Source organism: Xanthomonas sp. NCPPB 901, assembly GCF_056725085.1.
In genome coordinates, this window is record NZ_CM161511.1 from 2,814,251 (window position 1) to 2,839,114 (window position 24,864).

Here is a 24,864-nt window from a genome sequence, read left to right on the forward strand (position 1 = left end):
GCGGCGAATGGCGATGTCTGGGGTCGGAAAAGTCCGGCCGGCGCTGTAGTGCATGCCTTGCTGCGGACGCGGCATCAGCGGTTAGGCCGCAGCAGCCCGCAGTACAGGCCTTCGATGGCGAACTCCTGGTCCGGCAGGACTTCGATCGGCGCGTAGTCCGGGTTGCGCGGCAGCAGGCGGATGCGGTCCTTGCCGATCTTCAGCAGCTTGACGGTGATCTCCTCGTCGATGCGCGCCACCACGATCTGCCCGGAACGCGCATCGCGGGTGCGGTGTACGCCGATCAGGTCGCCGTCGAAGATGCCTTCGTCGCGCATGGAGTCGCCCTGCACCTTCAGCAGGTAGTCCGGGGCCGGCGAGAAGAACACCCGATCCAGCACCACGAAGTCGTCGGAGCCGATGTCCGCGCCGATCGGCAGACCAGCGGCGACGCGTCCGAGCACCGGCAGGCGCAGCACGTCGGCGCTGTCCACCTGCGCCGCTGGCGCCGGCGCCGCCGCCCCGCCGAGCAGGCGGATGCCGCGCGCCTGCCCGGGCACGCGGCGGATCGCCCCGGCCTGTTCCAGCGCTTCCAGGTGGTACTGGGCCGCGCGCACGCCCTTGAAGCCGAAGGCGCGGGCAATCTCGGTCTGCGACGGCGGCACGCCATCGTGTTCGATGCGCTCGGCGATCAGGTCGAGGATCGCCTGCTGGGTTTCGGTCAGGTCCATGGTTAGTAGTAATACTACTAAATCGACTGACGAGCAACTGATGTGTGGATCGAGGGTGCCGGCGGACAGCATCGCCGGCCTATTCGGCTGGGCCGCACGACAGCCTGCGATGGCCGCCTATCATCGATAGGTGCGTCGCGGCCTCTCGCGTCCTCCCAGGGCGTTACAGAACGTCAGAGCGATGTGTGCCGCACGGTTTGGGTACGTCGCGTCGGGGCTGAAGCCCCTCCCACAGAGGAGAACGTGTGCGCCGGCGCTCCTGTGGAAGCGGGGCGATGCCTGGGCCAACAGACCCCTCGACGCCTGCGGCGGACTATGCCCGAAGGCGCCCGCCACGCTCAGCGCCCGCTGCGCCAGATCGAGAACAGGATCCACACGCCCGACAGCGCCGCGCCGATGAAGCCGCAGACGCCGATCGCCAGCAGCCAGCGGCTGGAAATGCCACCGACGCTGTTCATCACGATCGACGAGCCGATGATCAGCGCGGCGGTGACGATGCCCATGGTCAGGCGGTTGGCGGCGCGGTTGACCTGGTCGCCGAAGCCCTTCAGCGAGCCCGTCTCCACGTTCAACTGCAACCGCCCGCGCCGCGCCGCCTGCAGCAGGCGGCGGGCATCGCGCGGCAGGTCGCCGAGCAGTTCCAGCGCGCCCAGCACGGTGCGGCGGCCGCGCCGGGCCATCGCCCGCGGCGCGAACCGCTGCAGCATCACCCGCTCCAGGTACGGAGCGGCGGCGCCGGCCATGTCGAAGTCCGGATCGAGCTGGCGCCCGACCCCTTCCAGGGTCAGGAAGGTCTTGATCATCAGCGCCAGGTCGGCCGGCAGGGCCAGCGCGTGCTGGCGCAGCAGCGCGGTGACCTCGCCGAGCATCGCGCCCACGCGCAGGTCCTTCAGCGGCACGCCGCGGTACTGATCGACGAAGGCGGCGATCTCCAGTTGCAGGTGCGCCTCGTCGACCTCGACCTCGCCGTCGGTCCACTCCAGCAGGATGTCGGCGACCGCCTCGGCGTCCTGGGTGACCAGCCCGTGCAGCAGTTGCACCACCTGGTAGCGGCGCTGCTCGGAAATGCGCCCGACCATGCCGAAGTCGATCACCGCGATGCGTTCGCCGGGCAGGTAGAAGATGTTGCCCGGATGCGGATCGGCGTGGAAACAGCCGTCCTCCAGCACCATCTTCAGCACGATGTCGGCACCGGTGCGCGCCAGCCGGCGCCGGTCCAGGCCGGCGGCCTCGACCCCGGCCAGGTCGCGGCCGCCGATGCCGGCGACGAAGTCCTGCACGTTCAGCGTCTCGCAGGTCCACTGCCAGTGCACCCGCGGGATCACGATCTCGTCGTGGCCCTGGAAGTTGGCGGCGATGCGCTCGGCGTTGCGGCCCTCGCCGGCGAAGTCCAGCTCGCGGCGCAGCGACAGGGTGAACTGGTGCACCACCGCGGCCGGGTGGTAGCGCTTCAGGTCCGCCGCGCGCGCTTCGACGATCTCGGCCAGCCGCGCCAGCAGCCGCAGGTCGGCCTCGATCACCTCGCGGATGCCGGGGCGGCGCACCTTGATCACCACCGCGGTGCCGTCGTGCAGCCAGGCGCGGTGGGTCTGCGCCAGCGAGGCGGCGGCCAGCGGCGCCTCCTCGACCTCGGCGAAGATCGCCGTCGGCGCCTCGCCAAGCGCCTCGATCAGTTGCGGCAGGATCTGCGCGTAGTCCAATGCCGGCGCGGCGTTCTGCAGTTCGCCCAGTTCGTCGGTCCACTCTGGCGGCAACAGGTCCACGCGGGTGGCCAGCACCTGGCCGAGCTTGACGAAGGTCGGGCCGAGATCCTGCAGCGCGCGCCGCACCCGCTGCGGCGCCGACATGCGCAGCATCTCCTCGGCGTTGTGCCAATGCAGCAGGCGGCCGGCGCGCTCCAGCACGTCGGCCATGCCGATGCGCCGGACCACGTCGCCGAACCCGTAGCGGATCAGCACCGAGGCGATTTCCTGCAGGCGTCCCAGGTCGCGGACGGTGCTCAGCGCCTCCCACATCGCGCTCATCCTCGGGGAAGGCGCGCGGCCACGATCACAGCAGCGCGGCCAGGCCGCGCAGGGCGGCGGCCACGGTCTGCCGGCGCACCGCGTCGCGATCGCCCGGGAAGTGGAACAACTGCGCGCTGGCATAACCGCCGCGGCGCTTCCAGCCCAGCCAGACGCTGCCGACCGGCTTGTCCGGGGAGCCGCCGCCGGGGCCGGCGATGCCGGTCACCGCGACCGCGACGCTGGCGCCGGAGTTGACCAGCGCGCCGGAGACCATCTCGATCACCGTCTCGCGGCTGACCGCGCCGTGATGCTCCAGCGTCTGCGGGCGCACGCCCAGCAGCGCCTGCTTGGCCTCGTAGCTGTAGGCGACGATGCCGCAGTCGAACCAGGCCGAGGACCCGGCGACGTCGGTCATCACCTTGGCGATCCAACCGCCGCTGCAGCTTTCGGCGGTGACCAGGCGCTCGCGCGCGGTGCGCAAGCGCTCGCTGAGCGCGGTGGCCTGTTGCAACAGATCCGAATCGGTGGGAAGCGTCATGGCACAGCTCGGGAAACCAATGCGCTTTGTAGCCCAATTCGCCGTGGCTGTCGCGCCTGCGCGCGCCGGCCGATGGCCGGCCGTCAGCCACGGCACCGCGGGCGCGCGCAGGCGCCGCATCGGCGACGCGATGCGGCTAGCGCTGCTGCCACTCCTCGCGCTCGCGCGGCGGCAGCAGCGCGCGGATCGGCGCGCCGTCGGCCGCGGCGGCCAGGCGCTCGGCCTCGGTGATCGGGATGTCCACCTGCAGCAGCCAGCCGTCCTCGTCGGCCTGCTCGCTGCGGATCACCTGCAACTGATGCAACTGCGAGCGCAGGCGTCCGGCATCCGGCGGCAGGCGCAGGCTGCCCTGCACGTGGCGCAGCCCCAGGCGCTGGCCGAGCACGTGCTGCAACAGGTCCAGGCCGCGACCGTCGCGGGCGGAGATCCACACCCGTTCGCGCCGCGCCGCGTCCGGCACGCCGTCCTGCGCGTCGTGGCGCACTTCGGCGCCGTCGATGCGGTCGATCTTGTTGAATACCAGCAACTGCGGCAGTTCGCCGGCGCCGACCGCGTGCAGCACCTCGTCGACCTGGGCGATGCGCTCCTCGCGCAGCGGATCGGCGGCGTCGACCACGTGCAGCAGCAGATCGGCCTCGCGCGCCTCGGACAGGGTCGAACGGAACGCCGCCACCAGCTCGTGCGGCAGGTTGCGCACGAAGCCGACGGTATCGGCCAGCATGGCGTTGCCGCCAGGCAGGGCGATGCGCCGCACGGTCGGATCCAGGGTCGCGAACAGCTGGTCGGCGGCGTAGGCCTGGGCGCCGGTCAGCGCATTGAACAGGGTCGACTTGCCGGCGTTGGTGTAGCCCACCACCGCGATCCGCGGCAGTTCGCTGCGCACCCGCGCGCGGCGCATCTGGGTGTGCTGGACCTCGACCTTCTCCAGCCGCTTCTGCAACTGCTCCACCCGCTTCTGCAGCAGGCGGCGGTCGGTTTCCAGCTGGGTTTCGCCAGGACCGCGCAGGCCGATCGAACCGCCGCGCTGGCGCTCCAGGTGGGTCCAGCCGCGCACCAGCCGCGTGGCCATGTGCCGCAACTGGGCCAGTTCGACCTGCAGCTTGCCTTCGTGGCTGCGCGCGCGCTGGGCGAAGATGTCCAGGATCAGCCCGGTGCGGTCGATCACGCGCCGCTCCAGGTATTTCTCCAGGTTGCGTTCCTGGCCGGGGCTGAGCGCGTGGTTGACCAGGACCAGATCGGCGCCGCTGGCATCGGCGGCGGCCTTGACCTCCTCCAGCTTGCCGCTGCCGATCAGCGTCGCCGGACTCGGCTTGTCGATGCGCGCGGTCACGGTGGCGGCGATGCTGGCGCCGGCCGAGCGCGCCAGGTCGGCGAACTCCTCCAGCACATCGTCTTCCAACGGACCACCCGCGTAGGGCTGGATCAGCAGTGCGTGCTCGCCGCGGCGCGACCGATCAAACACCCGCGGCTCCGCGCTTTACCACCGAACTACTCGACTTCGTCATCACCCGCACTGCCACCTTCGTTCTGCTGCACATAACCGCCGCCCGGCCCCACGCGCACGTTGCGCGCCGGCACCACGGTGGAAATGGCGTGTTTGTAGACCATCTGGCTCACGGTATTGCGCAGCAGCACCACGAACTGATCGAACGACTCGATCGTGCCCTGCAACTTGATGCCGTTGACCAGATACACCGAGACAGGCACCCGTTCGCGCCGCAGCGCGTTGAGGAAAGGATCCTGCAAGGATTGCCCCTTGGACATGCTTGACTCCCAAATTATTGTTTTTATTGTCCGGGTCGGCACTCCAGCTCCCCTGCCGCGGTCCGGAACGCCGATGTTACACGCCCGCGGGCCCCAACACAGCGCAGCCGGCGTCCGGATCAGCCCAAGAAGGCATCCACGGCCGCCTGCAGGCGCCCGGCGTCTCGCGCCGGGTCGAACCAGCGCGCGTCCTGCTCGCCGCGCAGCCAGGTGAGCTGGCGCTTGGCCAACTGGCGGGTGGCGGCGATGGCGCGGGCGCGGAAGTCCGCCGCGTCGCCGGCGCCCTCCAGGTACTCCCAGGCCTGGCGATAGCCGACCGCGCGCACCGCCGGCAGCGCCAGCGGCTGCGCCACCGCCCGCATCTCCGGCAGCGCGCGCAGGGCGCGCACCTCGTCGAGGAAGCCCTGCCCTAGCATCGCATCGAAGCGGGCTTCGATGCGCTCGTGCAGCACGGCGCGCTCGGCCGGCGCCAGCACCAGCTTCAGTACCCGCAGCGGCAACCGCGGCGGACCGGGCTGCGCCTGCCAGGCGCTGATCGGCCGCCCGCTGAGCCGGTACACCTCCAGCGCCCGCTGGATGCGCTGGGCATCGCCCGGACGGATGCGCTGGGCAGCCAGCGGATCGACCCGCTGCAGTTCCGCGTGCAGCGCCGCCCAGCCTTCGGCCTGCGCTTGCGCGGCCAGCGCCGCGCGCAGCTGCGGGTCGGCCGCCGGCATCGGCGCCAGCCCCTCCAGCAACGCCTGGAAGTACAGCCCGGTGCCGCCGGCCAGGATCGGCAGGCGCCCGCGGGCGACGATCGCGGCCAGCGCGGCGCGCGCGTCGGCGGCGAACTCGGCCGCCGAATAGGACTGCCAGGGATCGCGCAGGTCCAGCAGGTGGTGCGGCACCCGCGTGCGCTCGGCCGCATCCGGTTTGGCCGCGCCGATGTCCAGGCCGCGGTAGACCAGCGCCGAATCGACGCTGACGATCTCGCCGCCGCAGCGTTCGGCCAGGGCGATCGCCGCGGCGGTCTTGCCCGAGGCGGTCGGGCCCATCAGCGCGATCGCGCGCGGGCGCCGGTCGGCCGCCATCAGTCCTCGTCCGGCCAGCGGATCGTCGCCGCAGCGGACGCGTTGGCGGCGCGCGGCACCGGCACCGCCTGCAACGCCTGCCAGACCTTCAGCGCGTCGACGGTGGCGGCCACGTCGTGCACGCGCAGCAGCGCCGCGCCGCGCTGCGCGGCCAGCAGGTGCGCGGCCACCGAGCCGGCCACACGCTGCTCCGGCGCCTGGCGCCCGGTCAGCTCGCCGATGCTGCGCTTGCGCGACAGCCCGGCCAGCACCGGCACGCCCAACCCGACCAGCCGTCGCAACTGCGCCAACAGCTGCAGATTGTCGGCCGTGCTCTTGCCGAAGCCGAAACCCGGATCGACCAGAATGCGCCGCTTGTCGATGCCGGCCATCTCCGCGGCGAAGATCCGCTCGGCCAGGAACCGGTGCACCTCGCCGACCACGTCGTCGTAGCCGGGCGCGCTGCCGGCGGCATAGGGGTCGCCGGGCATGTGCATCAGCACCACCGGCACGCCCAGTTCGGCGGCCGCGTCCAGCGCGCCGGGCTGCCGCAGCGCCTGCACGTCGTTGATCATGCCGGCACCGGCGGCGACTGCGGCACGCATCACCTCCGGCTTGAAGGTGTCCACACTCAGCGGCAACGCGGTCTGCGCGGCCAGCCGCTCGATCACCGGGATCACCCGCCGCAGTTCCTCCTCCACCGACACCGGGGTCGCGCCCGGACGGGTCGATTCGCCGCCGATGTCGAGCAGGTCGGCGCCCTCCTCGGCCAAGCGCAGGCCATGCGCCACCGCCGCCTCCACGCTGGCGTGGGCGCCGCCATCGGAGAACGAATCCGGAGTGACGTTGACGATGCCCATCACCTGCGGACGATCGAGCGAAAGCCGGCGAGCGCCGCACTGCAGGCTGGGCGAGGTGTCGAACATCGGCGGGTCTCCTGGTGGTGGCCGCGGCAGGCGGCGAAGCGGCTCGGCGAGCGCGGCGATGGCGCCGCCCTGGACGACGGCGCCGGGACCGACGCTGCAGCGATCCGCAGGACGCGCGCATCGACCGGCCTCGTGCCGACAGCGAAGCGGGCATTGTCGCCCACCCGTGGCGCGGCGACGAGCCTGGCACCGCCAGGGGCAGGCCGGCGCCGATAAAAAAAGCCAGGGATCGCTCCCTGGCTTTCTGTCTCCGCGTGACCGCGCCGGGATTACACCTGCTCGGCAGGCCCGGCGATCGGCGGCAGCGGCCGCGAATTGCCCTTGTCGTTGCCGCCGTCCTTGCCGGACCTGTTCCAGCCCATCGGCGGCGGCGGATCGCGGCCTTCCATGATCGCGTCGATCTGCGGCGCGTCGATGGTCTCGTACTGCAGCAGCAACTGCGACATGGTGTGCAGCTTGTCCAGGTTCTCGGTGAGGATCTGCGTGGTCTTCGCATACGCCTTGTCGAGGATCGAGCGCACCACCTCGTCGATGCGCCGCGCGGTGTCGTCGGAGACGCTCTTGTGCTGGGTCACCGAGCGGCCCAGGAACACCTCATCGTCCTCCTCGCCGTAGGCGATCGGCCCCAGCTCGTCGGACAGGCCCCACTTGGTGACCATGTTGCGCGCCATCTTGGTCGCGCGTTCGATGTCGTTGGAGGCGCCGGTGGTGACCTTGTCGGTGCCGAAGATCAGTTCCTCGGCGACGCGGCCGCCGTACAGCGAGCACAGCTGCGACTCGATCGCCACGCGGTTCATCGAGTACTTGTCGCCCTCCGGCAGGTACATGGTCACGCCCAGCGCGCGGCCGCGCGGAATGATGGTCACCTTGTAGACCGGGTCGTGCTCGGGCACCAGGCGGCCGACGATGGCGTGGCCGGCCTCGTGGTAGGCGGTCAGCGTCTTCTCGTCCTCGCTCATCGCCATCGAGCGGCGCTCGGCGCCCATCAGGATCTTGTCGCGGGCGCGGTCGAAGTGGTCCATGCGCACTTCCTTGACCGATTCGCGCGCGGCGAACAGCGCCGCCTCGTTGCACAGGTTGGCCAGGTCGGCACCGGAGAAGCCCGGGGTACCGCGCGCGATCACCATCGGCTCGATGTCGTCGGCCAGCGGCAGCTTGCGCATGTGCACCTTGAGGATCTGCTCGCGGCCGCGCACGTCCGGCAGGCCGACCACGACCTGGCGGTCGAAGCGGCCCGGACGCAGCAGCGCCGGATCCAGCACGTCGGGGCGGTTGGTCGCAGCGATCACGATCACGCCCTCGCCGCCTTCGAAGCCGTCCATCTCCACCAGCAACTGGTTGAGGGTCTGCTCGCGCTCGTCGTGGCCGCCGCCCAGGCCGGCGCCGCGGTGGCGGCCGACCGCATCGATTTCGTCGATGAAGATGATGCACGGCGCGTGCTTCTTGGCCTGCTCGAACATGTCGCGCACGCGGCTGGCGCCGACGCCGACGAACATTTCCACGAAGTCCGAACCGGAGATGCTGAAGAACGGCACCTTGGCCTCGCCGGCGATGGCCTTGGCCAGCAGCGTCTTGCCGGTGCCGGGCGGGCCGACCATCAGCACGCCGCGCGGGATCTTGCCGCCGAGCTTGGTGAACTTGGTCGGGTCGCGCAGGAAGTCGACCAGTTCGCCGACCTCCTCCTTGGCCTCGTCGCAACCGGCGACGTCGGCGAAGGTGATCTTGACCTGGTCCTCGCCCTGCAGCTTGGCGCGCGACTTGCCGAAGGACATCGCCCCCTTGGCGCCGCCGCCACCGCCCTGCATCTGGCGCATGATGAACAGCCAGAAGCCGATGATCAGGATGACCGGCAGGAAGTTCAGCACCAACGACCAGAAGCTCGGCCCGTTGTCGGGCTTCTGCCGGGTGATGTCCACGTTCTTGCTGTACAGCACGTCGATCAGCTTGTCGTCGCTCGGGCCATAGACCGTGCCCTCGCTGCCGTCGGCGCGCTTGAAGCGAATCGCGTTGACCGACAGGTTGGTGGCGTCGGTGAAATCGACCGACTTCACCCGCCCGGCGTCCACGTCCTTCAGGAACTGGGAGTAGGTCACGGTGTCGCTGCCCTGGCCGCCGGCGAGCCGCGGCGAGAAGCTCTGGAACACCACCATCAGCACGACGGCGACGACTACCCACAACAGCAGATTCTTGGTCAAGTCGTTCATCCTCATTGGCTCCGGTGTCCCTTCAACTCTGTCTCGATGCGTGGCATTGCGGGTTCAGCCTTGCGTTCAGCTTACTTGATCTGGGTGCGCTTGCCCTGTCCGAGGGCGTAGACCTCCGGCGAGCGCTTGCGCGACGCGGCCGGCTTGCGAATGGTCACCTTCTCATAGCGGCGGCGCATGTCGCGGATGTAGTCGTCGAACCCCACGCCCTGGAACAGCTTGATCAGGAACGCGCCATTCGGCTTCAGGTGGCTGTCGGCGAACGCCATCGCCAGTTCCGCCAGATGCATCATCCGCGGCTGGTCGACCGCATCCATTCCGCTCTTATTGGGGGCCATATCCGACAGCACAAGGTCCACCGGGGTGTCGCCCAGCATGGCCTCGAACTGCGATAGCACCGCGTCCTCCCTGAAGTCACCGTGAAGGAACTCGACGCCGGCCAGCGGCGGCATCTCCAGGATGTCCAGGGCCAGCACCCGGCCGCGGTCGCCCATCGACTTGCGCACCTGCTGCGACCAGCCGCCCGGCGCGGCGCCGAGGTCGACCACGACCATGTCCGGCTTGAGCAGCCGGTCGCGCTGCAGCAGCTCCTCCAGCTTGTAGGCCGCGCGCGAGCGCATGCCTTCGGCCTGGGCCTTCTTCACGAAGGGATCGGCGAAATGTTCACGGAGCCAGCGTTGGCTGCTTTTGCTGCGGGTGGCCATGGACGCACGGTCGGGAGGGGCGGCCATGATACCCTGATCGCCCTTGCCAACCCTGCTCCCGCCTGCATGTCGATCAGCCTGACCTCGGCCCAGAACCGCTTCCTGCGCGGCCTGGCCCACGACCTCAAACCCCTGTTGCAGATCGGCAGCAAGGGCGTCACCCCGGCCTTCCTGGCCGAACTGGACGAGGTGCTGGAGCGCCACGAGCTGGTCAAGGTGAAGGTCGGCGGCGACGACCGCGAGGCCCGCGACGCCGCCATCGGCAGCCTGGTGGAACAGTCGCACAGCGTGCTGGTGCAGCGGATCGGCCATACCGCGATCCTGTATCGCCCGGCCAAGGAAGACCGGCAGATCGTGCTGCCGCGCGCCTGAGCGCGCCTCCGGTGCCCCCATGCAACTGACCCAGGACCTGCCCGACTACGCCTACGCCCTGCGCATGGCCGACGGCCGCCAGGCCAAGGTGAACGACCGCGTGCTGACCCGCAGCTTCATCCTCGCGCCGGACACCCTGGTCGAGGACTGGCAGGCGCCGCTGGCCGGCGAACTGCAGCCGCTGCATCTGCAGCCGCTGCTGGAACTCAACCCGGCGCTGGTGATCCTCGGCACCGGCGAACGCCAGGTGTTTCCCGCGGCGGCGGTGATGGCGCTGTTCCTGACCCGCGGCATCGGCATCGAGGTGATGAACAATGCCGCCGCCGCGCGCACCTACAACGTGCTGGCCGCCGAAGGCCGGCGCGTGGCGGTCGGGTTCCTGCTCGAAGACTGAGTCCGGCGTCGTCGCCGGGCGCCGCGACCGCCCTGGCTGTTGGCCCCAGCGGCCTCAACCACCGCCTATTCGCGCGGCGGGCACAATGCGATCACGGCGGAGAAGCCGCCTGAGTTTTTTGGCCTTCCGCAGATTGCTGCGCGAGGTCTGCCGCGCGAGTCGAGCGCCGCGCGTCGGGGCTGAAGCCCCTCCCACAGAGGAGTGCGTGCCCGGTGGCGCCCCGTGTGAGATCGGCTCTCCCTAGCCTGCCGGCCGTCAGCGGCGAGGCAGTTCAACGGACCGTCGAACGCGCGCGTGCGATCACGCTCGCATGACCGTCCTCCTCTTGCGAAGGCAAAGGCGGACAGCCGATACGCTGCTGCGGCCGGTTACTTCGGCGGCAGGTACAGCAATGGGTCGACCGGCTTGCCGTTGTAGCGGATCTCGAAGTGCAGCATGTCGCGGGCCGCGCCGCTGTGGCCCATCTCGGCGATCTGCTGGCCAGCCTTGACGTTCTGGCCCTCGTTGACCAGACGCTTGCGGTTGTGGCCGTAGGCCGACAGCCACTGTTCGTTGTGCTTGACGATGATCAGTTCGCCATAACCGACCAGGCCGGCGCCGGAATAGACCACCACGCCATCGGCGGCGGCGCGCACCGCTTCGCCGTTGTTGCCGGCGATGTCCACGCCCTGCTTGGTGGTTTCGCCGCTGACGAAGCGGCTGACCACCACGCCATCGGCCGGCCAACGCCAGGAGAAGCCGCTGCTGACCGGCGCCGGCGCAGCGGCCGCCGGCGGCCGTGCCGCCGCGCCGCTGCCGGCGGCCGGCGGTACCACCGCGGTGGCGGTGCCGGGACGTGCGGCGCCCCTGCCGCCGCCGGGCGGGTACAGCCGCAGCGACTGCCCGGGATAGATCGTGTACGGCGGCTGCAGGCCGTTCCAGCCCGCCAGGTCCTGCGGGGTGATGTTGTTGGCGCGGGCGATCGCGTACAGCGTGTCGCCGCGGCGCACGGTGGCGCTGACCCCGGGCTTGGGCACGGAGACCCGCGGTGCCGAGGCCGCTGCGCTGCCGCGCACGGGCGCGCCGCCAGGCGTGCGGACCACCGTGGCGCTGCTGCAGGCGCCGAGCGCCAACGCCACCAGCACACCCAGGCCGCCACGCAGGCCGTTCCGCACCACCCGATCGACGCTCATCCGACCTTCGCTCTCCATATGACCCACACCACCAGCAGCGCCAGGATCGCCGAGGCGACCCAGCCGAGCGGCTCGATCCAGCGGCGCAACGCCGCTTCGGCGCGCGGCCCGCCGAGGCGGATCGCTCCGGCCACCAGGTACACGCGCTTGCCGCGCCCGACCAGCATGCTCGCCAGGAACGGTAGCAGCGGCACTCCAACGATGCCTGAGGCCCAGGTGAATATCTTCAGCGGGATCGGCGTGAAGCCGGCCAGCACCAGCAACCAGAACGCACGCCACGGCGACTCGGCGATGACCTCGCGCAGATAGTTGACCTGCGCGTCGATCTTCTGCGTCCAGCCCAGCCATTCGATCAGCGGCTGCACCGCGGCGAAGGCGAAATGGCCGAGCAGGTAACCGATCACGGCGCCGGCGATCGAGCCGAGCAGGCTCAGCGTGGCGAACCACAGCGCGCGCCGCGGCTGCGCCAGCGACATCGGCGCCAGCATCACTTCCGGCGGCACCGGGAACACGATGGCCTCGGCGAAACTGAGACCGGTCAGCAGCGCGGGCGCGCGGCGATGCCGCGACCAGGCGATGGCACGTTCGTACAACGGCCCAAAAATCTTCATCCAGTGTGGCTCCGGGAGGTCAATCCAGCATGCCCGACAGCAACGGGACGAAGGTCACCGGCGCCAGGACGTCTTGTTCGATCTGGCCGTCGGCAGCACGGCGCAGGCGGATCAGCGATTGCGCGGACGGGCCGCCGACCGGGGCCACCAGGCAGCCGCCGGGGGCCAACTGCTCGACCAGCGCATCGACCAGCGCCGGCGCCGCGGCGGTGACCACGATGGCATCGAAGGGGCCGTGCTCGGGCCAGCCGATGCGGCCGTCGTCGTGCTTGCTGCGCACGTTCATGCCGAGCTGGCGGAAGCGCTTGCGCGCCTGCCGCAGCAGGTCGCCGATGCGCTCGACGGTGTGCACTTCCAGGCCCAGCGCGGCCAGGATCGCCGCCTGGTAGCCGGAGCCGGTGCCGACTTCCAGCACCTTCTTCGGCGTCGCCTCCAGCACCGTCTCGGTCATGCGCGCCACCACCCAGGGCTGGGAGATGGTCTGGCCGTGGCCGATCGGCAGCGCCGTGTCCTCGTAGGCGCGCGAGGCCAGCGCCTCGTCGATGAACAGATGCCGCGGCACGGTACGCACGGCGTTGAGCACGCTCTCGTCGCGGATGCCGGCCTCGCGCAGGCGCTCGACCAGGCGGTCGCGCACGCGTTGGGAGGTCATGCCGATGCCGATCGCTTCCGGCTGCAGACGCAACCGCGGGGTCATGCCGGGCGGCCCAGCGCTTCGGTCAGGCCGCCGACCCAGCTGGCGACCTTTTCCAACGCCTGGTAGCGGGTCAGATCGACCTGGATCGGGGTGATCGAGATGAAGCCGGTGCGCACCGCATGGAAGTCGGTGCCGGGACCGGCGTCCTGCTCGCGCCCGGCCGGGCCGATCCAGTACACGGTGGCGCCGCGCGGGTCGGTCTGCGGCAGGCATGGTTCGGAACGGTGGCGGTTGCCGAGCCGGGTGACCTCGAAGCCCTTGATCTCCTGCCACGGCAGGTCGGGCACGTTGACGTTGAGGATGGTGTCGGCGGGCAGCGGATCGGCCTTGAGCCGTGCCACGATCTCCACCGCCGCGCGCGCGGCGGTCTGGAAATGCCGGGGGTCGTGGTTGTGCGAGACCAGCGACACGGCCACTGCGGGCAGGCCGAGGAAGCGGCCTTCCATGGCCGCCGAGACGGTGCCGGAATAGATCACGTCGTCGCCGAGATTGGCGGAATTGTTGATGCCGGAGACCACGATGTCCGGATCGAACTCCAGCATGCCGGTGAGCGCCAGGTGCACGCAGTCGGTCGGGGTGCCGGCGACGCTGCAGGTGTGCTGATCGATGCGCTTGAGCCGGATCGGCAGATCCAGGGTCAGCGAATTGCTGGCGCCGGACCGGTCGCGGTCGGGTGCGACCACCGTCACTTCGTGGCCGGCGCCGCGCAACTGCTCGGCCAGCATGCGGATGCCGGGGGCGTCGACGCCGTCGTCGTTGCTCACTAATACGCGCATGGTGCTCCTCGAAAACCGGTGCATGATACCGGATGCGCCCTGCCAGGTCGCTGACAGCGCGCCGGCGATCGCGGCGACCACCGTCGCACCGCGCGCCAGATGCGCTGCGCGCCCGAGGAATACAGCGCGACCGTTCCGCGCCGGCGACGCCGTGCCCCGGCACTGCCGGCGACGCCACGGTCACCTCAAACCGCGCAGCACGCTCTAAGCTGTGCGCATGGCGCATTCCGACGACGAAGACCCCGCCGCGCTGTTCCGCGCGGCGATCGGCAAGGTGGCCCCGCTCAACGCGACGCCGCCGGCCAACCCCAAACCGCGCCCCAAGCCGCGTGCGCGCATGGCCGAGCGCGACGAGGCCGAGGCGCAGGGCGAGTTCCAGCAATTGCTGCGCGAGCGCGCGCCGCTGGAAGCCGGCGATGTGGCCAGCTACCGCCGCGAGCATCTGCCGGCGCGGCTGTTCCAGCGCCTGCGCAAGGGCCAGTTCTCGGCCCAGGACGAACTGGACCTGCACGGCGCCACCGCCGCCCAGGCCGAGGCGCTGCTGCGCCAGTTCCTGGCCGAGGCGCATGCGCACGAGTTCGGCTGCGTGCGCATCGTGCACGGCAAGGGCCTGCAATCGGGCGGCGTGCCGCTGCTGAAGAACCTGGTGGACCGCGCACTGCGCCAGCGCAACGATGTGCTGGCGTTCCATTCGGCGCCGCCCGCGCAGGGCGGCACCGGCGCGATGCTGGTGCTGCTGGCGCGACGCTGAGCGGCACTGCGCGCGACGCCGGTCACGCTCGGGCCGGGCGTGGCGCCTGTGCTCCGGTTCGGGTGCGCCATCGCTGGCTGCGCACGCCGTCAGTGCTGTGCTCATCGGCTCGCGCGGGACGGATGTAGGAGCGGCTTCAGCCGCGACGGGGCGTTACCGGGAGGGCCGGTCGCGGCTGAAGCCGCTCCTACAGGACATTTCGTCTCCTCGTGAGTGGGAGGTGCCCTGAAGCCGTCCCTGTCGGTCGCCGCAAAAGCGGCAGCCGAGACGCCTTCGTCCCCGGCGCGGCAGCCTCCAGCTCGACCACATCCCACCCGACCGGACCACCGTCGCGCGCCCCGTGCTGGAAATGCACGATCGCATTTCAATTTTCGCCCGCTGAAACGTCTTGTCAGAGAGTACCGCCCCTCTGCGAGCCGAAAGTGACCGACGCAACCACCGAATTCCTTCTGCAACCCACTGATATCGTGGATGTTTCCGCGAGCGCCGCGAACTTCGAGGCAGCGCCGGCGCACACCGCCCGGCCACGGCGGCCGCTACCGGCGCCGTCGCGGGTCGCCGGCTCCACGACGCCCGCGCAGTGGCCGGCACTGTTCCTGGCTTCGTTCAAGGGGCGCACGGACTGGCACGGCAATCGCTGGCAGCGCGTGATCAAGGCGGGCAAGTACCTGGTGCGCGCGCTGTCCGTACCGGCCGCGCACCGCCGCTTTCTGGAAGAACTGCAGCGCGAGCCGCGCATGCACGGTTATGCGGCGCGCGATCCGCGCCTGCTCGAGCGCCACCTGCACCGCTTCGTCAACACCCGCTGGAACCGTTCGGCGCGCCTGCGCCATCTGCGGCAACACTACCGGTTCCTGCTCGATCGCCTGCCGCACGCGCTGTTCGACGCCATCTACCGGCAAGGCCAGGCGGACCTGGGGACGCTGCCGCTGCACGACGGCAGCGCACTGACGCTGTCGCTGCTGCCGCCGGCGCCGATGAGCTGCGAAGGCGAGCTCTGGTTGCAGCTCAGCGACGCGGCGGGACGCCAGCTGTATCGCCTGGTGCTGACCGTGACCGGCGACGCCGCCCATCCGACGGTGCTGATCGGTTGCCTGCAGGGGCCCAACGGCGCCGACGCCCGGGACGTGGTGCGCGCGCTGACCAAGCAGATGCACGGGCTGCGGCCCAAGCAACTGATGCTGTCCCTGGCCTGCACCTTCGCCGAGCGCATCGGCGCGCAGGCGATCCGCGCCGTCTGCAATTCTGCGCATCCGCTGCAGCGCAAGCGAGACGTGTTCCTGGCCGACTACGACGCGTTCTGGATCGAGCAAGGCGGTACGCCCATCGCCGACGGCTGGTTCGCGTTGCCGCTGACCCCGGCGCGCAAGACCGTGGCCGATGTGCCCAGCCAGCATCGCGCGGCGTTTCGCCGCCGCGAGGCATTGCGGACGCACGCCGAGGGCTTGCTGGCCGCCGCGCTGCCGGCGGCCTGCGCCGCCGCGCCGCGTGGCGACCAGTGAGCCTGGCTATACTGCCGCGGCCGCTTCCCTCCAGGAGCATCAGCATTCGTGAGCCGGGCCGAGCACACCGAGGGCGCGCCGTCGCCGGAACAGGCGCATGCGCAGCACGTCGCCGCGTTGTTCAAGGAACATCACCATGCCCTGCTCGCCTTCCTGCACTGCAAGCTCGGCTCGATGGCGGACGCGCAGGACGTGGCACAGGAGGCATACATGCGCATCGTGACCCTTGAGCGTCAAGACGCGCTGGCGTCGCCGCGGGCCTACCTGTTCCATGTGGCCTCGAACCTGGCGGTGGACCGGCTGCGCATGCGCAAGGTCCGCGAAAACGCGGCGGTGGACCTGCCGGAGCAGGATCTGCCGCTGTCGCCGATTCCGGAGCGGCACGCCACGGCCAGCGAACAACTGCGCCAGCTGACCCGGGCACTGAAGGAACTTCCCGCCAAGACCAGCCGCGCCTTCGTGCTGCACGTGATCGAAGGCAAGGACTTCGGCATGATCGCCAAGGCGATGAACGTGAGCGAACGGATGGTCCGCTACCATGTGGCCAACGCGCTCGCGCATTGCCGCAAACGCTTCGACGAAGCGGAGATCCCGTAATGGACAGCGGCATCGACAAGCACATCCTCGACGACGCCGCGCGCTGGTGGACCCTGCTGCGCGAACCCGACAGCAGCGAGGACACCGTCGCGCGCTGGCTGGACTGGACCGCGGCCGACCCGCGGCATCTGCAGGCGTTCGAACGGATCAACGCGCTCGGCGGCGACCTGCGTGCGCTCGATGCCGCCGCCCGCGACGAACTCGTGCGCACCTTCGCGCCGCCGCGCTCACGCTCGCGCTGGCGGCCGTTGCAGGTGGCGGCCTGCATCGGCGTGCTGGCGCTCGGCGGCGCCCTGGCGTGGCGGCAGTTGCATGCGCCACCGGTCACCCAGGTCTACGGCAGCGCGATCCGCCGCCACCAGGACATCGTGCTGGCGGACGGCTCGAAGATCGCGCTCGGCGGCGCCTCGCGGCTGAGCACGCGGTTCAGCGCCGCGCAGCGCCACGTGGACCTGATCGCCGGCGAGGCCTTCTTCGAAGTGGCGCATCACCCCGGGCGTCCGTTCGTGGTCGATGCCGGCGGCGTGTCGATCCTGGACGTGGGCACCGCCTTCGATGTCAGCCGCGACGGCGAACGCGTGGAAGTCGCGGTCACCGAAGGCCGGGTCCGCATCTACGGCGCCGGCCAGGTACCGGCCGACGGCAGCGGCGGGCTGGAAGCGGTGGCCGGCCAGCGCGTGACCTACGATCCGGCCCGGCCGACGCTGCAGGTCAGCAAGATCAGCGTGGAGCAGGCCACGGCCTGGCGCGATCATCGGCTGGAGTTCGTCGACACGCCGCTGGACACGGTGATCGCCAGGGTCAACCGCTACAGCGACCGTCCGCTGCGCCTGGCCGACCCGGACCTGGCGCGACTGAGGTTCACCGGCAGCGTGGACACCGAAGCGACGGCGCAGTGGACCGCGGCCTTGCCGCAGGTGTTCCCGCTGCAGGTGCGCCAGGGCAAGGACGAGATCGTGCTGAGCCGCCGCTAGGCGATGCCGTCCCCGCCCCGGCCGCCCTGGGCGGCCGGCGGCGATCGCCTGGCCCAGAGGCACGCCGTCGGCGCTGTCGCGCATGGCATAATTTGCGCTTCCGCTGGGGGGCGAAGTGCAGTGCGTGGGCTGAGGCGACTGATCATCTGTAGCAGCCTGGCGCTGCAAGTCGTACCCGGGAACCCTGCCCTCGCCACCGCCCTCGCGTCCGACGCACGGCAGATCGCCTTCTCGATCCCGCCGCAGCCGCTGTCCACGGCGCTGATCGCGTATGCCAAGCAGGCCAACGTGCAGGTCGTCACCGCCAGCCCGACGCTGGCCGGGCTGCACAGCGACGGGGTGCAAGGCGTGCTCGCGCCGGAAACGGCGCTGCAGCGCCTGCTGCAGTCCAGTGGCCTGGCCTATCGCCTGCTCGACGCGAACACGGTGGCGGTCACGCCGGCCGCCACCGAGGCGGTACCGGCCGATGCCCCGGATGGCCACAGCGCCGGCACCCCGCCCAAGCTGCTGGAACAGATCGACGTCGCGGCGCTGACCGAGCGCACCATGGGCGACGTGCCCGCCTATGCCAGCGACGCGCTGCGCTATGCCGCCGACGCCATCGCCGTGCCGCAGTCGGTCAACGTCGTCGCCCCGCACCTGATGGCGTCGCAACAGGCCCGCACCGTCGCCGACGCCCTGCGCAACGTGGCCAGCGTGCAGCACATCGAAAACCCGTTGCGCGCGCCGTTGTTCAAGATCCGCGGCATCTACACCGGCAACGGCATGACCGACGGGATGCCGAACAGCTTCGTCGGGCTCGGCGGCTATCCGCCGATGATCGGCGTGGAACGGGTCGAGGTGCTCAAGGGCCCGGAGTCGATCCTCGGCGACAGCAACGGCGGCGACATGAGTGGACTGATCAACGTCGTCACCAAGCAGCCGCAGCGCACGCCACAGCGCGCGCTGCGCTATGCCCTCGGCGAACGCGGCGACGTGCAGGCCGGGCTCGACGCCACCGGGCCGATCGGCGCCACGCCGCTGCGTTATCGCCTCATCGTCTCCGGCCAGCATGCCGATGCCACGGCGCAGGGCTACGGCCCGCGCAACGCCGCCTACCTGGCGCCGTCCATCGCCTGGCAGGGCGACGACAACCGCCTGGTGCTCGGCGTGCAGCGCGTGACCGATCGCCAGCCGGCCGCCGACCACGCGCTGCTGCTGCGCAACCGCGTGTCGGCGATGACGCCCAGGAGCTTGCGCCTCGGCAATCGGCAGGACCACACCGCCTACCGCACCCAGCGCGCCTACTACCTGTTCGATCAGCGGCTCAGCGACCGCTGGCAACTGCGCAGCCGCGGCCAGTATGTGACCCAGGCGATCGAGGCGCGCAACTGGGGCATGTTGTCGCCTTCGCCGAAGGGCGTCGTGCGGGCCTATGCCGAGGCCTACCGCAACACGACGGCGTACTACACCGTCCAGAACGACCTGGTCGGCACGTTCGGCGACGGAGCGCTGACGCAGACCGTGACCCTGGGCCTGGATTACACGCGCGCGCGCCTGGGCAGCAGCGACTACTTCATCCGGATGCACCGCCGCCACTACGACGTCTTCGGCGACGAGCGACTGGGACCGGTGAACTGGCCGCATTCGCGGCGCGGGATCCTGCATTACCCCGGCAGCCCCTGGTCGAGCCGCAGCGGCATCCTGCTGCAGGACCAGATCAGCATCGGCGAGCACTGGGACGTGTTGTTGGCGCTGCGCCGCTCGGCCTACGAAATTTCCAACTACGACGCCAAGGGCAAGCTGCGCCAGCTGCGCAGGCGCCGCTGGGTGCCCAATGTCGGCGTGGTCTACAAGCTGAGTCCGGAGGCGTCGCTGTACGCCAGCAGCATGAACGGCTTCGCGCCGAGCACCGTGCTCGGCAGGAACGGCCGGCCGCTGCCGCCCGCGCTGTCGCGACAGGTGGAGGCCGGTGCGAAGGTCGATCTGTTCGAACACCGTGCCCGGCTCACCGTCGCGTACTACGTGATCACCGTCGACCGCAGTTTCGATCTGGTGCTGGCGCATCCGTCGTACTTCGCCAGGCCGATCGACAGCCAGAGCAACCATGGGCTGGACCTCGATTTCGTCGGCGCGCCCGCCCCGGGCCTGGAGCTGAGCAGCAGCCTGGCGCTGGCGCGCATCGGCCGCCGCGACGGCATGCCGACCACCGGCGTGCCGCGCACGCGCTTCACCCTGTGGGGCAGCTACCAGTTCCAGGACAGCCGCTGGAGCGGCTGGGGCGTGGCGGGCGGCATCCTGGCGCGCGACCACACCCTCGGCCGGCGCCTGGGCGGGGGATACATCAGGATCCCCGGGCAAGCGAGCGTCGATGCGAACGTGTCCTACCGCACCGATGCCTGGGACGTGACCGTGGGCATGCGCAATGTCTTCAACCGCCGGCTGTATGCCGACGAGTTCGACGAGACCTTCGTGCCGCTGCCCGATGGCCGCAACCTGCTGCTGACCGGCACCTACCGGTTCTAGCGCGCGTCGCGGCCGACGCGCCAGGCGTTGCCTCTCCCACTCGGCGAATCGCTCGCATGCCATGGCCTGGCGCCAGCCTCGCCAGCGGCCGCGTGCAGACCCGCCCGCCGCGCGACGCTCAAGCCTCGGTGGACGCCTGCGGCGCCTCTTCGACCTGGCCGAGTTCGTGCAACAGCGCCGTGGCGTAGCTGCCCGGCGGCAGCGCGAACCGCAGTTCCAGCGCATCGCCCTGCCCGTCCAGCCAGCGCCACTGCAGGTCCGCCACGCGCAGGCGGGTCGCGCGCCGCTCCTGTTTCAGGCCCTCGCGCTCCACGCCTTCGCGCAGGCGCAGCGCGACCGCCTCGTCCAGCGCCGCCAGTTCCAGCGCACGCGCCGCCTCGGTGCTGCGCAGCTCGCCGGCGCCCCACAGCGGCGCGGACGGATGGATGTCGAAGCGCTGCAGGCGCTCGGCCAGCGCCTCCGACCAGGGTTCCGGACCGAACACGCTGCGGCTGCCATCGAGCATCCACACCTCGCCGTCCAGCGCGCCGTCCCAGTTGCCGGCGGCCACGCGTGCGGCCAACACCCGGTTGAACAGTTCCGACCGGGCCGCCGACAGCAGCAGCGAGCGCTGCTCGCGCCGCACCCGGCGGCCGCCGAACATCGCCAGCGCGGCGCCGACGTTGCCGCCGTCGCGGCCGAAGCGCTGCTCGCCGAACCAGTTGGGAATCCCGCGCGCGGCGATCTGCGCCAGCCGCGCCTCGATCGCCGTGCGCTCGCCACGCACCTCGCGCAACACCAGCACGAAGCCGTTGCCGGCCAGCGCGCCGCGCGGCAGCTTGCGGTTGTGCCAGTGCGCCTCCAGCACCTGCAGGTCCGCGTCCTGCAGGCTCTCCAGCGCCGGCGCCACGCGCTTGGGCAGATGCACCGAGAAGCGCTGGGTGGTGACCGCGTGGCGGTCCTTCATGCCGGCATAGCCGATCGCCAGTTCCGCGACCCCGGCCCACTGCGCCAGGCGACGCGCGACGAAGGCGGTATTCATGCCGCGCTTACGCACGCTCAGCAGCAGGTGCTCGCCCTCGCCGCTGGGCGCGAACGCGGGCAGTTCGTCCACCTGGAAATCCTCGGCGGTGCTGCGCATGCGCGCCTGCAGCGGCGCGGCGCCGAACGCGCGCGGCAGCTCGCTCACAGCGCCACCAGCAGGGCCACCGCCTGCGCCGCGATGCCCTCACCACGGCCGGTGAAGCCGAGCTTTTCGCTGGTGGTGGCCTTGACGCTGACGCAGTCCAGCTCGACCTGCAGCAGCGCCGCCAGGCGTTCGCGCATCGCCTGCGCCTGCGGGCCGACCTTGGGCCGCTCGCAGATCACGGTGACGTCGGCATTGCCCAGGCGCCAGCCGCGCGCGTGCAGCAGGCCCACGCAGTGATCGAGGAACTGCGCGCTGTCGGCCCCCTTCCAGCGCGGATCGGACGGCGGGAAATGCTGGCCGATGTCGCCCAGCGCCAAGGCGCCGAGCAAGGCGTCGCACAGCGCGTGGATCACCACGTCGCCGTCGCTGTGGGCGAGCACGCCGCGCTCGTGCGCCACGCGCACGCCGCCGAGCATGATGTGGTCGCCCTCGCCGAAGGCGTGGACGTCGTAACCCTGGCCGATGCGGAAGGAGGGAGGAGCAGAAGCACTGTGTGACATGGGAATCCTGTTCGTGAAAAGCGTCGAGGCCGCCTGACGGTCAGACGCCGGGGTGCAGCGTGCGCATGTAGACCGGCAAGGCCTCGGAAGCCGGCATCGCGTCTTCTTCCACGTCCGCTGCGCCCCACCGCGGGTTGCGCCAGTCGGCCTGGACGATGCGCTCGACCAGCGCCGGCAACGGCGTCTGCCGGATGGGCACGCGGAACGGCAAGCGGCCATGCGCCGAGGACACCAGGCTGAAGCGCAATTGCCGCGCCTGCCCGTCGTGCCAGCAGTAGAACGTCATCGCCGGCGCCGCTTGCGCACGCAGCGTGGCCTGCCGATCGTCGGCGACCGCCTCCACGAACCGTGCCACGCTCGCGACGTCGATGCCTGCGGATTGCTCCGCGGACGGCGAGAACGCCCACAGGTTGGCGTGGGCCTCGTGGCCGATGTCCTCGCCATCGACCACGATCGCCTCGCCGCTGGCCTGCTGCAGCCAGGCGAACGCCACGGCATCCTCGAACCGCATCAGCCGCTCCGTCGCTGGGACAGTTCGAACTCGAAACGCGCCAGGTCGGCCGGCGTGGTCACCTTGAAATTGTCTTCGGCGCCTTCCACCAGCAGCGGCCGCAGCCCCAGCAACTCCATCGCCATGGCGTCGTCAGTGACTTCCACGCCGGCCGCGGCGGCCTGCTCCAGCGCGCGGCTCAGTTGCATGCGCCGGAACAGCTGCGGGGTCAGCGCGCGCCACAGGCGCGCGCGCGGTTCGGTGCCGTCGATGCCGCCGTCGTCGCCGGCGCGCTTGAGCGTGTCGCGCAGCGGCGCGGCCAGGATCGCGCCGACCGGATCGCCGCGCCCCGCTTCCAGCAGCCGGTCCAGGTCGGCCAACGCCAGGTTCGGGCGCGCCGCATCGTGCACCAGCACGAAATCGTCCGCCTTCACCGACTCGGGCAAGGCGTGCAGTGCGGCCAGCACCGAGCCGGCGCGGCTGCCGGCGCCCAGGCAGGTCAGCACCGGCTTGCCGGCCAGTTCGGTCCAGCCCGGCCACTGCGCATCGTCGGCGCCCAGCGCGACCATCGCCCCGGCCACGGCCGGATGCGCCAGCAGCGCTTCCAGCGCATGCGCCAGCAAGGGGCGCCCGCCCGCCTGCAGATACTGCTTGGGGGTAGCGCCGCCGAAACGGGTGCCGCGGCCAGCCGCCGGGACCACGGCCCAGACCGTGGCCATCAGGGCTGTTCGCCCGGCGCCGGCGCAACAGGCGCCGGCTGCGCGCCCGCCGCCGTGCCGGCCGGCGTCGACACCGGCGCGTTCTCGACCACGCGGTAGAACTTCTCGCCCGGTTTGATCATGCCCAGCTCGCTGCGTGCGCGTTCCTCGATCGCCGCCTCGCCGTCCTTGAGGTCCTTGACCTCGGCGGCGAGCGCGGCGTTGCGTTGCTGCAGTCCTTCGTTGTCGCGCTTCTGGTGCTCGACCTGGCTTTCGAGCACCAGCACTTCGCCGGAATTCCCCGGACCGAGCCAGAAACGGTACTGCAGCCACGCCAGCAGTCCCGCCAGCACCAGCAGCAGCCAGCGCCAGTTGCGCACGGCTTATCGCTTGAGCGAAACGAAGGCGCTGCGCCCGGCGTAGCGGGCGGCGCTGCCCAGCGCCTCCTCGATGCGCAGCAGCTGGTTGTACTTGGCCACGCGATCGCTGCGGCACAGCGAGCCGGTCTTGATCTGGGTGGCGGTGGTGGCCACGGCGATGTCGGCGATGGTGGTGTCCTCGGTCTCGCCGGAACGGTGCGAGACGATGGCCGCGTAGCCGGCCTTGTCGGCCATGGCGATGGCTTCCAGGGTCTCGGTCAGGGTGCCGATCTGGTTGACCTTGATCAGGATCGCGTTGGCGGTGCCGGACTCGATGCCCTGCTTGAAGATCTTCGGATTGGTCACGAACAGGTCGTCGCCGACCAGCTGCACCTTGCTGCCGATGCGGTCGGTGAGCAGCTTCCAGCCGGCCCAGTCGTCCTCGGCCAGGCCGTCCTCGATGCTGACGATCGGGTACTGCGCGGCCCAGTCGGCGAGGAAGTCGACGAACTGCTCGCTGGTCAGGCGCTTGCCCTCGCCCACCAGATGGTACTTGCCGTTGTCGTAGAACTCGCTGGAGGCCACGTCCAGGCCCAGCAGCACGTCTTCGCCGGCGGTGTAGCCGGCCTTGCCGATCGCTTCCAGGATGGTGTCCAGCGCTTCCACGTTGCTGCGGAAGTCCGGGGCGAAGCCGCCCTCGTCGCCGACCGCGGTGGACAGGCCGTGGCCCTTGAGCACGGACTTCAGCGCATGGAAGATCTCGGTGCCGGCGCGCAGCGCCTCGGAGAACGAGGCGGCGCCGACCGGCAGCACCATGAACTCCTGGAAATCGACGTTGTTGTCGGCGTGCGCGCCGCCGTTGATGATGTTCATCATCGGCACCGGCAGCGCCAGGTTGGCGGTATTGCCCGCGGCCAGCGACTGCCACAGCGGCTGCTTGCGCGAGGCGGCGACGGCATGCGCATTGGCCAGCGAGACGCCGAGCAGCGCGTTGGCGCCGAGGCGGCCCTTGTTCTCGGTGCCGTCCAGATCGATCAGGCGGCGGTCCAGGCCCTGCTGGTCGGCGGCGTCGAAGCCCTGCAGCGCGCCGGCGATGGTGGTGTTGACGTTCTCCACCGCCTTGCGCACGCCCTTGCCCAGGTAGCGGGTCTTGTCGCCGTCGCGCAGTTCGACCGCTTCCTTGGTGCCGGTGGACGCGCCCGAGGGCACCGCGGCACGACCGAACGAACCGTCCTCCAGGATGACATCGGCTTCCAGCGTGGGATTGCCGCGGCTGTCGAGGATTTCACGGGCGTGGATGCTGCGGATCGTACTCATGGGCGGGCCGGTTACCTGTAGGAAGAGGGGGCGGAAACGAATGCCGGCTGATTATCCCCGGCCGCCCGTTCCTTGCCAAA

General features: G+C 70.6%; 26 protein-coding genes. 7 read left to right on the forward strand and 19 right to left on the reverse strand.

Features of this window, described 5'->3' with window-relative positions; genetic code table 11:
- Window positions 1-74 precede the first annotated feature (74 nt).
- The 9 genes from lexA to rlmE all read right to left on the reverse strand — a co-directional run bounded on the left by lexA (window position 75) and on the right by rlmE (window position 9,901).
- The gene (lexA, locus tag AC1PME_RS11750; RefSeq protein ID WP_254458198.1) at window positions 75-710 is read right to left on the reverse strand and encodes a transcriptional repressor LexA; all 636 of its coding nucleotides are present in this window, start codon (window positions 708-710) and stop codon (window positions 75-77) included.
- Window positions 711-1,048: 338 nt separating this feature from the next.
- A complete protein-coding gene (locus AC1PME_RS11755; protein ID WP_254461416.1) occupies window positions 1,049-2,725 on the reverse strand; it encodes an ABC1 kinase family protein in 1,677 nt (558 codons plus the stop codon).
- A 34-nt stretch (window positions 2,726-2,759) separates the two neighbouring features.
- The gene (locus AC1PME_RS11760) at window positions 2,760-3,254 is read right to left on the reverse strand and encodes a CinA family protein (protein ID WP_254458199.1); all 495 of its coding nucleotides are present in this window, start codon (window positions 3,252-3,254) and stop codon (window positions 2,760-2,762) included.
- A gap of 136 nt (window positions 3,255-3,390) precedes the next feature.
- Window positions 3,391-4,716, reverse strand: coding sequence for a ribosome rescue GTPase HflX (gene hflX, locus AC1PME_RS11765; protein ID WP_481095973.1), 1,326 nt, complete (start codon window positions 4,714-4,716; stop codon window positions 3,391-3,393).
- Window positions 4,717-4,742: 26 nt separating this feature from the next.
- The gene (hfq, locus tag AC1PME_RS11770) at window positions 4,743-5,018 is read right to left on the reverse strand and encodes an RNA chaperone Hfq (protein ID WP_010341316.1); all 276 of its coding nucleotides are present in this window, start codon (window positions 5,016-5,018) and stop codon (window positions 4,743-4,745) included.
- A 119-nt stretch (window positions 5,019-5,137) separates the two neighbouring features.
- A complete protein-coding gene (gene miaA, locus AC1PME_RS11775) occupies window positions 5,138-6,088 on the reverse strand; it encodes a tRNA (adenosine(37)-N6)-dimethylallyltransferase MiaA (protein WP_481095974.1) in 951 nt (316 codons plus the stop codon).
- Window positions 6,088-6,993 (reverse strand): dihydropteroate synthase, encoded by a 906-nt coding sequence (gene folP, locus AC1PME_RS11780; protein WP_481095975.1) that lies wholly within the window; start codon window positions 6,991-6,993, stop codon window positions 6,088-6,090. Before folP ends, miaA begins: the two co-directional genes overlap by 1 nt.
- 269 nt (window positions 6,994-7,262) lie before the next feature.
- The gene (ftsH, locus tag AC1PME_RS11785) at window positions 7,263-9,197 is read right to left on the reverse strand and encodes an ATP-dependent zinc metalloprotease FtsH (RefSeq protein WP_254458203.1); all 1,935 of its coding nucleotides are present in this window, start codon (window positions 9,195-9,197) and stop codon (window positions 7,263-7,265) included.
- 71 nt (window positions 9,198-9,268) lie between these two features.
- A complete protein-coding gene (gene rlmE, locus AC1PME_RS11790; RefSeq protein WP_254458204.1) occupies window positions 9,269-9,901 on the reverse strand; it encodes a 23S rRNA (uridine(2552)-2'-O)-methyltransferase RlmE in 633 nt (210 codons plus the stop codon).
- 66 nt (window positions 9,902-9,967) lie between these two features.
- Between rlmE and yhbY the strand changes: the two genes are divergently transcribed.
- Window positions 9,968-10,273: a ribosome assembly RNA-binding protein YhbY gene (gene yhbY, locus AC1PME_RS11795; RefSeq protein WP_010341321.1), complete on the forward strand. Its 306-nt coding sequence runs from the start codon at window positions 9,968-9,970 to the stop codon at window positions 10,271-10,273.
- A gap of 19 nt (window positions 10,274-10,292) precedes the next feature.
- Window positions 10,293-10,667: an Mth938-like domain-containing protein gene (locus AC1PME_RS11800; RefSeq protein ID WP_307550818.1), complete on the forward strand. Its 375-nt coding sequence runs from the start codon at window positions 10,293-10,295 to the stop codon at window positions 10,665-10,667.
- A gap of 368 nt (window positions 10,668-11,035) precedes the next feature.
- On the opposite strand, the gene AC1PME_RS11805 is transcribed toward AC1PME_RS11800, so the two are convergent.
- The 4 genes from AC1PME_RS11805 to surE are packed head-to-tail and all read right to left on the reverse strand — an operon-like array spanning window position 11,036 to window position 13,923.
- Window positions 11,036-11,839 (reverse strand): peptidoglycan DD-metalloendopeptidase family protein, encoded by an 804-nt coding sequence (locus AC1PME_RS11805; RefSeq protein WP_481095976.1) that lies wholly within the window; start codon window positions 11,837-11,839, stop codon window positions 11,036-11,038.
- A complete protein-coding gene (locus AC1PME_RS11810) occupies window positions 11,836-12,450 on the reverse strand; it encodes a YqaA family protein (RefSeq protein ID WP_307550820.1) in 615 nt (204 codons plus the stop codon). Before AC1PME_RS11810 ends, AC1PME_RS11805 begins: the two co-directional genes overlap by 4 nt.
- 19 nt (window positions 12,451-12,469) lie before the next feature.
- The gene (locus tag AC1PME_RS11815; protein WP_307550822.1) at window positions 12,470-13,147 is read right to left on the reverse strand and encodes a protein-L-isoaspartate(D-aspartate) O-methyltransferase; all 678 of its coding nucleotides are present in this window, start codon (window positions 13,145-13,147) and stop codon (window positions 12,470-12,472) included.
- Window positions 13,144-13,923 (reverse strand): 5'/3'-nucleotidase SurE, encoded by a 780-nt coding sequence (gene surE, locus AC1PME_RS11820; RefSeq protein WP_254458208.1) that lies wholly within the window; start codon window positions 13,921-13,923, stop codon window positions 13,144-13,146. Before surE ends, AC1PME_RS11815 begins: the two co-directional genes overlap by 4 nt.
- Before the next feature lie 217 nt (window positions 13,924-14,140).
- Between surE and AC1PME_RS11825 the strand changes: the two genes are divergently transcribed.
- From AC1PME_RS11825 to AC1PME_RS11845, 5 genes are all read left to right on the forward strand, one after another.
- Window positions 14,141-14,674: a Smr/MutS family protein gene (locus AC1PME_RS11825; protein WP_481095977.1), complete on the forward strand. Its 534-nt coding sequence runs from the start codon at window positions 14,141-14,143 to the stop codon at window positions 14,672-14,674.
- A 422-nt stretch (window positions 14,675-15,096) separates the two neighbouring features.
- Complete coding sequence (locus tag AC1PME_RS11830) at window positions 15,097-16,176, forward strand: VirK/YbjX family protein (RefSeq protein WP_481095978.1); 1,080 nt, start codon at window positions 15,097-15,099, stop codon at window positions 16,174-16,176.
- A gap of 48 nt (window positions 16,177-16,224) precedes the next feature.
- Window positions 16,225-16,773: an RNA polymerase sigma factor gene (locus tag AC1PME_RS11835; protein ID WP_307550829.1), complete on the forward strand. Its 549-nt coding sequence runs from the start codon at window positions 16,225-16,227 to the stop codon at window positions 16,771-16,773.
- Window positions 16,773-17,747 carry a FecR family protein gene (locus AC1PME_RS11840; protein ID WP_481095979.1) on the forward strand — a complete coding sequence of 325 codons (975 nt, stop codon included), beginning with the start codon at window positions 16,773-16,775 and terminating at the stop codon, window positions 17,745-17,747. The genes AC1PME_RS11835 and AC1PME_RS11840 overlap by 1 nt, the downstream gene beginning before the upstream one ends.
- Before the next feature lie 288 nt (window positions 17,748-18,035).
- Complete coding sequence (locus AC1PME_RS11845) at window positions 18,036-20,252, forward strand: TonB-dependent siderophore receptor (protein ID WP_481095980.1); 2,217 nt, start codon at window positions 18,036-18,038, stop codon at window positions 20,250-20,252.
- Window positions 20,253-20,370: 118 nt separating this feature from the next.
- Here AC1PME_RS11845 and truD read toward each other — a convergent pair whose 3' ends face one another.
- Genes truD through eno form a run of 6 tightly spaced genes read right to left on the reverse strand, consistent with a single transcriptional unit; the run spans window position 20,371 to window position 24,784 of the window.
- Window positions 20,371-21,372 carry a tRNA pseudouridine(13) synthase TruD gene (gene truD, locus AC1PME_RS11850; RefSeq protein ID WP_481098105.1) on the reverse strand — a complete coding sequence of 334 codons (1,002 nt, stop codon included), beginning with the start codon at window positions 21,370-21,372 and terminating at the stop codon, window positions 20,371-20,373.
- A gap of 44 nt (window positions 21,373-21,416) precedes the next feature.
- The gene (gene ispF, locus AC1PME_RS11855) at window positions 21,417-21,920 is read right to left on the reverse strand and encodes a 2-C-methyl-D-erythritol 2,4-cyclodiphosphate synthase (RefSeq protein ID WP_254458215.1); all 504 of its coding nucleotides are present in this window, start codon (window positions 21,918-21,920) and stop codon (window positions 21,417-21,419) included.
- 40 nt (window positions 21,921-21,960) lie between these two features.
- On the reverse strand, window positions 21,961-22,431 hold the full coding sequence (locus AC1PME_RS11860; RefSeq protein WP_481095981.1) for a hypothetical protein: 471 nt from the start codon (window positions 22,429-22,431) through the stop codon (window positions 21,961-21,963).
- Complete coding sequence (ispD, locus tag AC1PME_RS11865) at window positions 22,431-23,129, reverse strand: 2-C-methyl-D-erythritol 4-phosphate cytidylyltransferase (RefSeq protein ID WP_481095982.1); 699 nt, start codon at window positions 23,127-23,129, stop codon at window positions 22,431-22,433. The genes AC1PME_RS11860 and ispD overlap by 1 nt, the downstream gene beginning before the upstream one ends.
- On the reverse strand, window positions 23,129-23,488 hold the full coding sequence (gene ftsB, locus AC1PME_RS11870) for a cell division protein FtsB (RefSeq protein WP_254458217.1): 360 nt from the start codon (window positions 23,486-23,488) through the stop codon (window positions 23,129-23,131). The genes ispD and ftsB overlap by 1 nt, the downstream gene beginning before the upstream one ends.
- Before the next feature lie 3 nt (window positions 23,489-23,491).
- Window positions 23,492-24,784 carry a phosphopyruvate hydratase gene (eno, locus tag AC1PME_RS11875; protein WP_307550840.1) on the reverse strand — a complete coding sequence of 431 codons (1,293 nt, stop codon included), beginning with the start codon at window positions 24,782-24,784 and terminating at the stop codon, window positions 23,492-23,494.
- Window positions 24,785-24,864: the final 80 nt, after the last annotated feature.